This is a genomic window from Streptomyces sp. CC224B (assembly GCF_030010595.1).
GTDB classification, from domain to species: Bacteria; Actinomycetota; Actinomycetes; order Streptomycetales; family Streptomycetaceae; genus Streptomyces; species Streptomyces longispororuber.
Genome location: NZ_JASCXL010000111.1, coordinates 1 through 14,049, shown reverse-complemented (window position 1 = coordinate 14,049; position 14,049 = coordinate 1). Strand labels below are relative to the sequence as shown.

Genomic DNA, 14,049 nt, shown 5'->3' with positions numbered 1-14,049 from the left:
TCAGGAATCACTGTTGTCCAAGGCCATCTGGATCAGGTTGTCCACGTCCATGGCGTCGATCGAGGCGTCCGCGCCGTCGTCGTCGGCCGCGTCGGCGGCCACGGCCGCCGTCGCGTCCGGCGCGGCGAGGCGCAGGAGGGCGTCGAGCAGCCCCGCCTCGCGGATGCGGGCGACCGGGACGGCCGCCAGGGCCCTGCGGACGTCGGCGTCCGCGAGGTGGTCCGCCGCCGTGGCACCGCCGGCGGGGCCGGGGGCCGTACCGGGGGCGGCGTCGGGCAGGAGCGCGGAGAGCAGCTCGCGGGCCAGCTCCCCGGGGGTCGGGTGGTCGAAGACGAGCGTGCTGGGCAGGCTCAGGCCGGTCGCGGCGTTCAGGCGGGTGCGCAGTTCGACGGCGGTCAGCGAGTCGAAGCCGAACTCCTTGAAGGCGCGGTCCTCGCGGACGGCGGCCGTGCCGGTGTGCCCGAGGACGGCGGCGACCTCCGTACGCACCAGTTCCAGGACCGTCCGCTCGCGCTCGGCGGGCGGGGCGGCGGCGAGCCGGTCGCGCAGCGCCGCCGCCGCGTCTCCCGCCGCCGTGCCGCCGTCGGCGGTGTCCGACGCGGGGGCCAGGGCGGTACGGGCCTCCGGCAGCTCGTCGAGCAGGGGGCTGGGGCGCCGCACCGTGAAGGCCGGGGCGAACCGCTCCCAGTCCACGTCGGCGACCGTGACCAGCGCGTCGGGTCCGGCCGACGCGTGGCGCAGGGCGGCGACGGCCACCTCGGGCCGCAGGCCGGGCAGGCCCCGCTTGCGCAGGTGCGCCGCCGCCTCGTCGTCCCCGGCCATGCCCGCACCGGCCCACGGCCCCCAGGCGACCGACGTCACCACGCGCCCGCGGGCCCTGCGGCGCTCGGCGAGCCCGTCGAGGTGGGCGTTGGCGGCGGCGTAGGCGGCCTGGCCGCCGCTGCCCCACACCCCGGCGATGGACGAGAACAGCACGAAGGCGTCCAGCGGCGCGTCGCCGAGCAGGTCGTCCAGGTGGGCCGCGCCCGCGGTCTTCGCGGTCACGACGGCCGCGAAGTCCTCAGGACCGGTCGCGTCGATCATCAGGTCCTGGCCGACGCCCGCCGCGTGCACGACGGCGCTCAGCGGCGCCTCCTCGGGCAGCGCGTCGAGGAGGCGGGCGACCGCGTCCCGGTCGGCCACGTCGCAGGCGGCGAGGGTGACCTCGGCCCCCAGCTCCTCCAGTTCGGTACGGAGTTCCGCGGCTCCCGGCGCGTCCGGGCCGCGGCGGCTGGTCAGGACGAGGTGCCGGGCGCCGTTGCCCGCGAGCCAGCGCGCCACGTGGGCGCCGAGGGCGCCGGTACCGCCGGTGACGAGCACGGTGCCGCGCGGCCGCCACTGCGCGCCGGCGGCGGCCGGGGCGCTGCCCGGGGCGCGCGTGAGACGGCGGACATGCACTCCCGAGGGGCGCAGGGCGAGCTGGTCCTCGGCGAAGCCGTCGGCGGCGGTCCGGGCGAGGAGCGCGGTGAGCTGGGCGCGGACGGGGGCCGGGACGACGCCGCCGGAGCCCTCCCCGGCCGCCCCGGCTTCCTCGCGTCCCGCGGCCTCCGGGAGGTCCGCGGCCTCCGCAAGGTCCGCCCCTTCCGAGAGGTTGGCCGACCCTGAGAGGCCGACCACCTCCGGGAGGTCGATCAAGCCGCCCCACACCTCGGGGTGTTCCAGTCCGGCGACCCGGCCGAACCCCCACACCTGCGCCTGCGCGGTCGCGCGCAGCGGGTCGGCGGCGCCGACGGAGACCGCGCCGGACGTCGCGACCCACAGCCGGCCCCCGGCCCCGGCGTCGACGGCGGCCTGCGTCAGGGCGAGGGTGGCGGCCATGCCCCACGTCAGCGCGGGGCCGCCGTGGTACGGGCGCTCGTCCAGGGCCAGCAGGGACAGCACTCCGGCGAGGGCCGTGCTCCCCGGCCCGGACGGCGCCTGCCCGGCGAGGTCCCGCAGCAGCCGCGTCAGCGCCGTACGGTCCGCGTCGTCGTCCCCGACGAGGACGCGCCGGACGTCCGCCCCGGTGGCGGCGAGCGCCTCCTCGGCCGCGGTGCACCAGGGGTGTCCGGCCGCTCCGGCCGGTACCAGCAGTGCCCAGGTCCCGTCGAGGGACTCGCCCGCTCCGGGCGCGGTCGCGCCGGCCAGCGGCTTCCACGTGACGCGGTAGCGCAGGGCGTCCACCTCGTGGCGCTCCTGCTGCCGCTGCCGCCAGGACGCGAGCGCCGGGAGCACCGACGTCAGCGGGGCGTCCGGGTCCAGCTCCAGCGCGCCGGCGAGGCCGTCCAGGTCCTCCCGCCGTACGACGTCCCAGAACGCGGCGTCCAGCGTCCCGCCCCGCGTGCCCCGCGCGTCCGTGTCCTTGGGCTGCGGCCAGAACGTCCGGCACTGGAAGGCGTACGTGGGCAGGTCCACGCGGCGTCGGGACTCGACCGGGGCGTACAGCGGCGCCCAGTCGACCTCGATGCCGCGTACGTGCACCTGCGCGAGCGCCGCCAGGAACGTGTCCGCCTCGGAACGGTCCTTGCGCGCGGCGGCCACCAGCCCCGCCTGCGCGGCGGGTTCGCTCAGCGCCTCGTGCGCCATCGCGGTCAGGACGGCGTCCGGGCCCAGCTCCAGCAGCGTGGAGACGCCAGCACCGGTCAGCGCGCCCAGCCCGTCATGGAAGCGCACGGCCTCACGGATGTGACGGACCCAGTACTCGGGGTCCCGAAGCTCGTCGGCATCCGCCAGTGCACCGGTGAGGTTGGAGACGAGCGGAAGCGTCGGCTCCTGGTACGTGAGCCCCGCGGCGACCTTGCGGAAGTCGGCCAGGGCCGGGTCCATCAGCGGCGAGTGGAAGGCGTGCGACACCTTCAGCCACCGCACCTTGCGGCCCTGCCCGCGAAGCGTCTGCTCCAGGCCCTCCAGGGCGGCACGCTCGCCGGACAGGACCACCTGCGAGGGCCCGTTGACCGCCGCGACACCCGCCCGGTCGGCGAGACCGTCCAGCAGCGGCAGCACGTCGGCCTCCGCCGCCTGGACCGCGAGCATCGCGCCCCCTTCCGGCAGCGCCTGCATCAACCGGCCGCGCGCGGCCACCAGTCGTGTCGCATCCTCAAGCGACCACAGTCCGGCCACGTACGCGGCGGCCAGCTCACCGATGGAGTGCCCGCCGACGATCTCCGGCCGCACACCGAAGGACTCCGCGAGCCGGAACAGCGCCACTTCCATCGCGAAAAGGGCGGGTTGGGCGTAACCGGTCTGCTCAAGCAGGTCGGCGTCCGCACCGAACATCACGCTCTGGAGCGAACGTTCTATCAAGTCGTCGAAGTGGACGCACACCTCGTCCAGCGCGTCCGCGAACACCGGGAACGCCTCGTACAACTCCCGGCCCATCCCGAGCCGCTGACTGCCCTGCCCGGTGAAGACAACCCCCAGACGACCCTCGACCACCGAACCGGACACGACCCCCGGACCACCGGACGCGACGGACTCCAGCCCAGCCAGGAACTCCTCCCGCTCATGGCCGAAGACCACCGCCCGGTGTTCGAGCAGGGCCCGCCCCGACAGCAGCGACCAGCCCACGTCCGCCGGGGTCTGGTCCGTGTGTGCCGCCACGTGTGCGTGGAGCCGCCGGGCCTGGGCGCGCAGCGCCTCCGGGCCGCGCGCCGACAGCAGCCACGGCACCGCGCTCACGGGGGCGACGGGTTCGGCGGCGGCCGTGGGCTCCGGTGCCGAGGACTGCTCAAGCACCACGTGGGCGTTGGTGCCGCTGATGCCGAACGACGACACGCCCGCGCGGCGCGGCGCGTCCTCCCGCGCGGCCCACTCCCGGGCCTCCGTCACCAGCTCGACCGCGCCCGCCGACCAGTCCACGTGCGAGGTGGGCCGGTCCACGTGCAGCGTCGGCGGGAGTACGCCCGCGCGCATCGCCATGACCATCTTGATGACACCGGCGGCACCGGCCGCCGCCTGCGTGTGGCCGATGTTGGACTTGATGGAGCCCAGCCACAGGGGCCGGTCATCGGGCCGCTCCTGCCCGTACGTCGCGAGCAGCGCCTGGGCCTCGATCGGGTCGCCCAGGGACGTGCCGGTGCCGTGGGCCTCGACCGCGTCCACGTCGGCCGCCGTCAGGCCCGCGTCGGCGAGCGCGGCGCGGATGACGCGCTGCTGCGCGGGTCCGTTGGGGGCGGTCAGGCCGTTGCTGGCACCGTCCTGGTTGACGGCGGAACCCCGTACGACCGCCAGGACCTCGTGCCCGTTGCGGCGGGCGTCGGACAGCCGCTCAAGGAGCAGCAGGCCCACACCCTCGCCCCAGCCCGTGCCGTCGGCCGCCTCGGCGAACGCCTTGCAGCGGCCGTCGGCCGCGAGGCCGCGCTGGCGGCTGAACTCGGTGAACGCGCTGGGCGTGGACATCACCGTGACCCCGCCCGCGAGCGCCAGGTCGCACTCGCCCCGGCGCAGCGCCTGGGCCGCCAGGTGCAGGGCCACCAGCGCCGAGGAGCAGGCCGTGTCCACGGTCATGGCGGGGCCCTCGAACCCGAAGGCGTACGACAGGCGGCCGGAGACGACGCTGGCCGCGTTGCCGGTGCCGATGTAGCCCTCGGCGCCGTCGGGCGCGTCCTTGAGGAGGTCGAGGTAGTCCTGGCCGTTGGTGCCCGCGAAGACGCCGGTACGGGTGCCGCGCAGCGACGCCGGGTCGACGCCCGCGCGCTCGAACAGCTCCCACGTGGTTTCCAGGAGCAGCCGCTGCTGCGGGTCCATCGCGAGGGCCTCGCGCGGTGAGATGCCGAAGAAGTCCGCGTCGAACTCCCCGGCGTCCGGCAGGAACCCGCCCTGGCGGGCGTAGGTGGAGCCGGGGGTCGCCGGGTCGGGGTCGTACAGCGCGCGCGTGTCCCAGCCGCGGCCGGCGGGGAAGTCGCCCATGGCGTCGACGCCGTCCGCGACGAGCCGCCACAGGTCCTCGGGCGAGCGGACGCCGCCGGGGAAGCGGCAGCTCATCGACACGAGAGCGATGGGCTCGTCGTCCGCGCCGCCGGCCGCCGAGCGCCGCGCGGCGGCCGGGTCGGTGGCGGTACCGGCGCCTGTGCTGACGTCGGCGTCGCTAAGGAGCAGGCCGGAGAGGTAGGCGGCGACGGCGTGCGGCGAGGGGTGGTCGAAGACGAGCGTCGCGGGCAGGGTCAGGCCGGTCGCCGCGCCCAGGCGGTTGCGGAACTCCACGGAGGTGAGCGAGTCGAACCCGAGCCCCCTGAAGGCGCCGTCGGCGGGCACGGCCTCCGTGCCGCCGTGCCCGAGCACCGTGGCGGCGTGGGTCCGTACGAGGTCGAGCAGAGCCCGCTCGGCGTCCGGGCGGGCCAGCGCGGCCAGTTGCCGCCTCAGGTCGGGCGCGGCGGAGTCCCGGCCGCCCGCGGGGCGTGCGGCGAGGGCCGCGGCGGCCTCCGGCACGCCGTCGAAGAGCGTGCTGCGGCCGGCGGCCGTGAAGCCCTCGGCGAACCGGTCCCATACGACGTCGGCGATGACGAGCGCGGCGGAGTCCCGGCCCTCCGGCGCCGGTCCCAGCGCCAGGCGCAGCGCCTCGGTGGCGCGTGCGGGGTCCATGGCCGGGAGTCCCGCCTGGCGCATGCGTTCCTCGGCGTCGTCGGCGGCGGCAGCCATGCCGCTGCCGGCCCACGGGCCCCAGGCGAGCGACACGGCGGGCAGCCCGGCGGCGCGGCGGCGCTCGGCGAGCGCGTCCAGGAAGGCGTTGGCGGCGGCGTAGTTGCCCTGGCCGGGCGCGCCCACGGTCCCGGTGAGGGAGGAGAAGAGCACGAAAGCGGTCAGGTGCGCGCTGTCGCGCGTCGCCTCGTGCAGGTTGAGGGCGGCGCGGGCCTTCGGCCGGAAGACGGTGGCGAGCCGGTCGGCGTCCAGGCCGTCGAGCACCCCGTCGTCCAGCACACCCGCCGTGTGGAACACCCCGCTCAGCGGCGCCTCCGCAGGAATCGCCTCCAACACCCGCGCCAGCGCCTCCCGGTCGGCCACGTCACAGGCGGCGATGGTCACCTCGGCACCCAACCCCTCCAGCTCGGCACGGAGTTCGACGGCACCGGGCGCATCCGGACCACGGCGACTCGTCAGCACCAGACGCCGGGCACCCTGAACCGCCAGCCACCGCGCCACATGCCCCCCGACGGCACCCGTACCACCAGTGACGAGCACGGTGCCCTCCGGCACCCACTCCCCCACCTGCGCCGGATCCAGCGCAGCCCGCTCCAACCGGCGCGCGAACACCCCGGCCGACCGCACCGCCACCTGATCCTCCACCACCTGGTCCTCCACCGCCCACGCTCCGGCGAGGACCTGGGCGAGGCGGGACACCGCGCGGGTGTCGGCCGTGCCGGGAAGGTCGACGAGGCCGCCCCAGCGGTCGGGGTGCTCCAGGGCCGCCACCCTGCCGAGACCCCACACCGCCGCGCCGTCGGCGTCGGCCGCGGGGTCCGACGCGCCCACGGAGACCGCGCCCCGTGTCGCCACCCACAGCGGCGCGGCCACCTGCGCGTCACCCAGGGCCTGGACGAGCGCCAGCGTGAGGAGCACACCGGCCGGGACACCGTCGGGGGCCGCGCCCGCCCCGGGTGCCGGGACGTCCGGGGCGCAGCCCAGCAGGGACAGTACGCCGGTGACGGGCGTGCCGTGCCCGTCGTCGTCGCCGGGGGCGGCGAGGGCGTGGCTCAGCAGCTCGCGCAGCGTCTCGCGGTCGGCGTCCCGCGCGCCCACGCGCAGGACCCGTGCGCGGGCGCCGCCCTGTTCCAGGGCCCGTACGGACGCGTCGACCCACGGCTCCTCGGGCGCCCCGGCACCGGCCACGACCAGCCAGGTGCCGGTCAGCCGCCCCGGTGCGACCTTGCCTCCGAGCGGCTTCCAGGCGGTCCGGTAGCGCCAGCGGTCCAGTTCACCGCGCTCGTGCCGCTGCCGCCGCCACGCCGTCAGCGCGGGCAGCACCGACCGGAACGGCGCCTCCTCGTCGACCTCCAGCGCACCCGTCAGCGCCTCGATGTCCTCGGCCTCGACGGCCTCCCAGAACCGCGCGTCCACAGGGTCGACCGCACCGGCCACGGCGGTACCGGAGCCCTGCGACAGGGGGTTGAGCCAGTAGGTCTGGTGCTGGAAGGCGTACGTGGGCAGGTCCACGCGGCGCCGGGTCTCGACGGGCGCGTACAGCGGTGCCCAGTCGACCTCGATGCCGCGTACGTGCAACTGCGCGAGCGCCGCCAGGAACGTGTCCGCCTCGGGGCGGTCCTTGCGTACGGCGGCCACCAGCCCGGCCTGGTCCTCGGGTTCGGCGATCGTGTCGTGCGCCATCGCCGTCAGCACCGAGTCCGGCCCCAGCTCCAGCAGAGTCGTGACGCCGAAGCCGATCAGCGCACGCAGCCCGTCATGGAAACGGACCGCCTCACGGATGTGACGGACCCAGTACTCGGGGTCCCGAAGCTCGTCGGCATCCGCCAGTGCACCGGTGAGGTTGGAGACGACCGGAAGCGTCGGCTTCCGGTACGTCAACTGCTGCGCCACGCGCCGGAACTCGTCCAGGGCGGGTTCCATCAGCGGTGAGTGGAAGGCGTGGCTGACCTTCAGCCAGCGCACCTTGCGGCCCTGGCCCCGCAGCGTCTGCTCCAGGTCTTCAAGAGCCGTGCGCTCACCGGAGAGCACGACCTGCGAGGGCCCGTTGACCGCCGCCACGCCCACCCGGTCGGCGAGACCGTCCAGCAGCGGCAGCACCTCCGCCTCCGCCGCCTGCACGGCCAGCATCGCGCCACCCTCGGGCAGCGCCTGCATCAGCCGACCACGGGCCGCGACGAGTCGCGTCGCATCCTCCAGCGACCACAACCCGGCCACGTACGCGGCAGCCAGCTCCCCGATCGAATGCCCGCCGACAACCTCCGGCCGTACGCCGAGGGACTCCGCGAGCCGGAACAGCGCCACTTCCATCGCGAAAAGGGCGGGTTGGGCGTAACCGGTCTGCTCAAGCAGGTCGGCGTCCGTACCGAACATCACGCTCTGGAGCGAACGTTCTATCAAGTCGTCGAAGTGGACGCACACCTCGTCCAGCGCGTCCGCGAACACCGGGAAGGCCTCGTACAACTCCCGGCCCATCCCGAGCCGCTGGCTGCCCTGACCGGTGAACACCACACCCAGGCGGCCCTCGACCACCGAGCCGGGCACGACCCCCGGGCCGCCGGACGCGACGGACTCCAGCCCGGCCAGGAACTCCGCCCGCTCCCGGCCGAGGACCACCGCCCGGTGTTCGAGCAGGGCCCGCCCCGACAGCAGCGACCAGCCCACGTCCAGGGCATCCGGCTCGGGGTGCGTCATGACGTGCTCGCGCAGTCGCGCGGCCTGCGCCCGCAGGGCTTCGGGGCCGCGGGCCGACACCAGCCACGGCACCGCGCTCGCGGGGGCGACGGGCTCGACGGCGGCCGCGGGTTCGGGCGCCGGGGCCTGCTCCACGATCACGTGGGCGTTGGTGCCGCTCACGCCGAACGACGACACACCCGCACGGCGCGGGGCGTCCTCCCGCGCGGCCCACTCACGCGTCTCCGTCAGCAGTTCGACCGCGCCCGCCGACCAGTCCACGTGTGTGTTCGGCCGGTCCACGTGCAGGGTGCGCGGCAGGACACCCGCGCGCATCGCCATGACCATCTTGATGACACCCGCGACACCGGCGGCGGCCTGCGTATGACCGAGGTTGGACTTCACCGACCCCAGCCACAGGGGCCGGTCCTCGGGCCGCTCCTGCCCGTACGTCGCGAGCAGCGCCTGGGCCTCGATCGGGTCACCCAGCGTGGTACCCGTGCCGTGCGCCTCCACCGCGTCCACGTCGGCGGGCGTGAGCCCGGCGTTGGCGAGGGCCGCCCGGATGACGCGCTGCTGCGCGGGTCCGTTGGGGGCGGTCAGGCCGCTGCTGGCGCCGTCCTGATTGACGGCGGAGCCCCGCACGACGCCGAGGATCTGGTGGCCGTTGCGGCGGGCGTCGGACAGCCGCTCAAGGAGGAGCAGGCCCACGCCCTCGCCCCAGCCGGTGCCGTCGGCCGCCTCGGCGAACGCCTTGCAGCGGCCGTCGGCGGCCAGGCCGCGCTGGCGGCTGAACTCCACGAAGGTGTCCGGCGTCGACATGACGGTCACGCCGCCCGCGAGGGCGAGCGAGCACTCGCCCTGCCGCAGCGCCTGCGCCGCCAGGTGCAGCGCGACCAGGGACGACGAGCAGGCCGTGTCGATGGTGACGGCGGGGCCTTCGAGGCCGAAGGTGTACGAGACGCGGCCGGAGGCGATGCTGCCGGCGCTGCCGTTGCCGAGGTAGCCCTCGAACTCCTCCAGGCCCTCGGGGTTGCTGAGGATGCGGTTGCCGTAGTCGCCGTACATGACGCCGACGAAGACGCCGGTGCGGGAGCCGCGGACGGACAGCGGGTCGACGCCCGCCCGCTCGAACGCCTCCCACGTCGCTTCGAGGAGGAGCCGCTGCTGCGGATCGATGGCGAGAGCCTCGCGCGGGGAGATGCCGAAGAACGCGGGGTCGAACTCCGCCGCGTCGTGCAGGAACCCGCCTTCGCGCGCATAGCTCTTGCCGGGGCGGCTCGGGTCCGGGTCGTGGAGGTCCGGGTCCCAGCCGCGGTCGTCGGGGAAGGGGGAGATGGCGTCCCCGCCCTCGGCGACGAGCCGCCACAGGTCTTCCGGGCTGCCGACGCCGCCGGGGTAGCGGCAGCTCATCGCCACGATGGCGACGGGCTCCCGGCTCACGGACTCGGCGTCCTGCAGACGCTGCCGGGTCTGATGCAGATCCGCGGTAACTCGCTTGAGGTACTCGCGGAGTTTCTGCTCGTTCGCCATTCGGTGCGACTCCTTCAACGCAGAGGGCCGAACCCATCACATCCGGGGGAGGGTAGGGCAACAACCCCTACCCTCCCCCTATGAGCCCCTTGCCGAATTACCGCGGGCGGAGAGCCGATCGGGAATGGATCACACGCACGGACATTAACGGATCACGCGGGTCACTGGCGGACCACCCGTGCGCCCCCGGGGCTTCCGCACGTTGTTCACGGACCCCGGGGACCACTTGCCGTATCGCCCGCCGATTACGGCTTACGGCTTTCCGCATGCATCTTTCTGCTTACCGCTTATTCGTCACCGCTTTCAGGAAACGCCGAGTTCGTTGTCGATGAAGTCGAACATGTCGTCGTCATCGGCGTCTTCCAGCTGCTCCGCGATGTCCGGGGCGTCCGCGGCGCCCTGCTCCCCGGCATCCAGCCTGCCGAGCAGTGCCCGCAGCCTGCCGCGCACGGCGGCCCGCTCGTCGTCCGCCAGCGGGCCCGTGGCCAGAGCCGCTTCCAGGCCCGCGAGTTCGGCGGTGACGCCACCCACCCGCGGCCCCTCGGACCCGTCGGACTCCCCGCCGTCGCGGGGCAGGCTCTCGTCGAGGTGCGCGGCGAGCGCCGCGGGCGACGGGTAGTCGAAAATAAGCGTCGCCGGGAGACGCAGTCCGGAGAGGGAATTCAGCCGGTTCCTGAGTTCCACCGCGGTGAGCGAGTCGACGCCGAGTTCCAGGAATCCCCGGGTGGCCCCGATCGCCTCGGGCCCGGAATGGCCGAGCACCGCGGCCACATGACCGCGTACGGCATCGAGTAGGGCCCGCTGCCGTTCCACCCCGGAAAGCCCCGCCAATTGCGCGGCGAGCGCCGGGCCGGTGCCGTCGCCGGGCGTTCCGGCTGTTTCCCCGGAGCGGGCGAGCGCCCTGTCGACCCTGCGGGCCGGGGTGCGCACCAGCTCGGAGAAGACGGGCTGGACGCCGTCGGGGCCGGCGGCGGCCCGCAGGGACGCGGCGTCCAGGCGCAGCGGGACGAGGACGGCGGGCGCCTCGGGCCCGGCCGACGACACGGCGGTGTCCAACAGGGCCAGGCCCTCGTCGGTGGCGAGCGGGGCCACCCCGCCGCGGGCCATCCGCCGCAGGTCGGCGTCGCCGAGGGTGCCCGTCATGTCGCTCTCCTGCGCCCATACGCCCCAGGCCAGCGAGGTCGCCGGGAGCCCCTGGGCCCGGCGCGCGACCGCGAGGGCGTCGAGGAAGCAGTTGGCGGCCGCGTAGTTGCCCTGGCCCGGGCTGCCGAGCACGCCGGCGGCGGAGGAGAACAGGACGAACGCCGACAGGTCGAGACCGGCGGTCAGCTCGTGCAGGTGCAGCGCGGCGTCCGCCTTGGGGCGCAGGACCGTGTCCAGCCGGTCCGGTGTCAGGGAGGTGACGACGCCGTCGTCCAGGACACCCGCGATGTGCACGACCGCCGACAGGTCCGGGCCCCGCTCGTCGAGGAGCGCGGCCAGGGCGTCCCGGTCGGCCACGTCGCACGCGGCCACGGTCGCCTTCACGCCCAGCGCCGCCAGCTCGTCCTGGAGCTCGGCCGCTCCGGCTGCCTCAGGGCCGCGCCGCGAGACCAGCAGCAGGTCCCGTACGTGGTGCCGCTCGGCCAGGTGCCGTACGACGACCCGGCCGAGCCCGCCGAAGGCGCCCGTCACCAGGACGGTTCCCTCGCCCCAGGGGGCCGTGTCGCCGTCGGGGCCGACGGTGACGCGGGTCAGGCGCGGCACCCACACCGAACCGTCGCGGAGGGCGACTTCAGGTTCGCCGGAGCCGAGGGCGGCGGCGAGCAGCGCCTCGTCGAGGACCGCGGCGGTACCGGAGCCGGTGCTGGCGCCGGTGCCGGTACCAGCACCAGCACCAGCACCAGCACCAGCACCAGCACCGGTGTCGGTGCCAGTACCGGTGTCAATGTCGGTGTCGACGAGGACGAAGCGCCCGGGGTGTTCGACCTGGGCGGACCGTACGAGGCCCCAGACGGCGGCCGCCGCGAGGTCCACGGCGGCGCCCCCGGCGGGGGCCGCGCCGCGCGTCACGACGGCGAGCCGCGCGTCCTCGAACCGCTCGTCGGCCAGCCAGCCCTGGAGCACGCCCAGCGCCTCGGCCAGCCGCGCGGACACGGCCTGCGGGTCCGTCGCGCCGACGGCACCGGCACCGGCCTGCCACACCACGACCGCCGGGGTGCCGCCCCCGGCGTCCCAATCCCGGCCCCGGTCCCGGTCCGCGTACGACACCACCGGCACGGGTACGACGGCAGCCGCCGTGGGCGCCTGCTGCTTCCACTCCACCTGGAACAGGGAGTCACCGGTCCTGCCGCCGCCGAGCTGTTCGGCCGAGACGGGGCGCGACACCAACGAGTCCACGGTGGCGACGACCTGGCCGGCCGGGTCCGCAAGCGTCAGGGACACGGCGTCCGCTCCGGCGCTGCCGAGGCGCACCCGGACCGCCGAGGCGCCCGCCCGGTGGAGCCGCACCCCGTTCCAGGCGAAGGGCAGGCCCAGGCCCTGGCGTTCGTCCGTGAGCAGCAGGGTGGAGTGCAGTGCGGCGTCGAGCACCGCCGGGTGCAGGCCGAAGGCCTCGGCGTCCGCCTTCTGCTCCTCCGCCAGGGCGACCTCGGCGAACACCTCGTCGCCGCGCCGCCAGGCGGCCCGCAGCCCCTGGAACACCGGCCCGTAGCCGTACCCGGCCGCGGCCAGCCGGTCGTACAGCTCGTCGGCGCCGGCCATCGGCTCGGCACCTCGCGGCGGCCATTCGACCAGGCCCTGCGGCTCCTCCTCGGCGGCCGTGGCGGCCAGGAACCCGGACGCGTGCTGCGTCCAGGCGCCGTCGGGGTCCTGCTCGTCACGGGAGTGCACACTGACCGGGACCCGCCCGTCGGCGTCCTCGGCGCCGACGCCGACCTGGAGCTGTACGGCGCCGCGCTCGGGCAGCACCAGCGGTGCCGCGAGCGTCAGCTCCTCCAGCACCCCGCAGCCCACCTCGTCACCGGCCCGCACCGCCAACTCCACAAAGGCCGTGCCGGGAAGCAGCACCCGCCCCGCCACCGCGTGATCCGCCAGCCACGGATGCGTGGCCAGCGACAACCGACCGGTGAACACGTAGCCGTCCCCGCCCGCGAGCGGCACGGCGGCCCCCAGCAGCGGGTGCCCGGCCGGCACGAGCCCCGTCGCCGACACGTCACCGGGCGCGCCCGCACCCGCGCGCGGCCAGTACCGCCGCCGCTGGAAGGCGTACGTCGGCAGGTCCACACGGCGCCGGGTCTCGACGGGCGCGTACAGCGGCGCCCAGTCGACCTCGGCCCCGCGTACGTACAACTGCGCGAGAGCACTCAGGAACGTATCCACCTCGGAACGGTCCTTGCGGACAGCCGCGATCAGTCCGGCCTGGTCCTCGGGTTCGGTGACCGTGTCGTGCGCCATCGCGGTCAGGACCGCGTCCGGGCCCAGCTCCAGCAGAGTCGAGACACCGAAACCGGTCAACGCGCCCAACCCGTCGTGGAAGCGTACCGCCTCACGGATGTGCCGCACCCAGTACTCGGGGTCTCGAAGCTCGTCGGCATCTGCCAACTGCCCCGTGAGGTTGGAGACCACTGGAAGCGTCGGCTCCCGGTACGTCAACTCCTGCGCCACGCGCCGGAACTCCGCCAGCGCAGGCTCCATCAACGGCGAGTGGAAAGCGTGGCTGACCTTCAGCCAGCGCACCTTGCGCCCCTGCCCGCGCAGCGTCTCCTCCAGCCCCTCCAAAGCCGCACGCTCACCGGACAGGACGACCTGCGAGGGCCCGTTGACCGCCGCCACACCCACCCGATCGGTAAGGTCGCTGAGCAGCGGCAGCACCTCCGCCTCGGACGCCCGTACCGCCAGCATCGCCCCGCCCTCGGGCAGCGCCTGCATCAACCGACCACGGGCCGCGACCAGCCGTGTCGCGTCCTCAAGCGACCACAACCCGGCCACGTACGCGGCGGCCAGCTCACCGATGGAGTGCCCGGCCACGATCTCCGGCCGTACGCCCAAGGACTCCGCCAGCCGGAACAGGGCCACTTCCATCGCGAACAACGCGGGTTGGGCGTAACCGGTCTGCTCAAGCAGGTCGGCATCCGCACCGAACATCACGCTCTGGAGCGAACGTTCTATCCACCCGTCGAAGTACGCACACACCTCGTCCAGCGCATC

2 protein-coding genes are annotated in these 14,049 nt (G+C 75.0%); both read right to left on the bottom strand.

The genetic code is table 11. From position 1 onward, the window contains the following. Complete coding sequence (locus QK440_RS32755) at positions 1 to 9,861, bottom strand: type I polyketide synthase (RefSeq protein WP_282796878.1); 9,861 nt, start codon at positions 9,859 to 9,861, stop codon at positions 1 to 3. Between the two features lie 303 nt (positions 9,862 to 10,164). Next, positions 10,165 to 14,049: type I polyketide synthase (locus QK440_RS32750; RefSeq protein ID WP_282796877.1), on the bottom strand; the 3,885-nt coding region annotated here is incomplete at its 5' end.

What these genes read in the sequence shown, in the direction of transcription:
- QK440_RS32755 (WP_282796878.1), bottom strand. Translation starts at nt 9,861, where the DNA reads ATGGCGAACGAGCAGAAACTCCGCGAGTACCTCAAGCGAGTTACCGCG.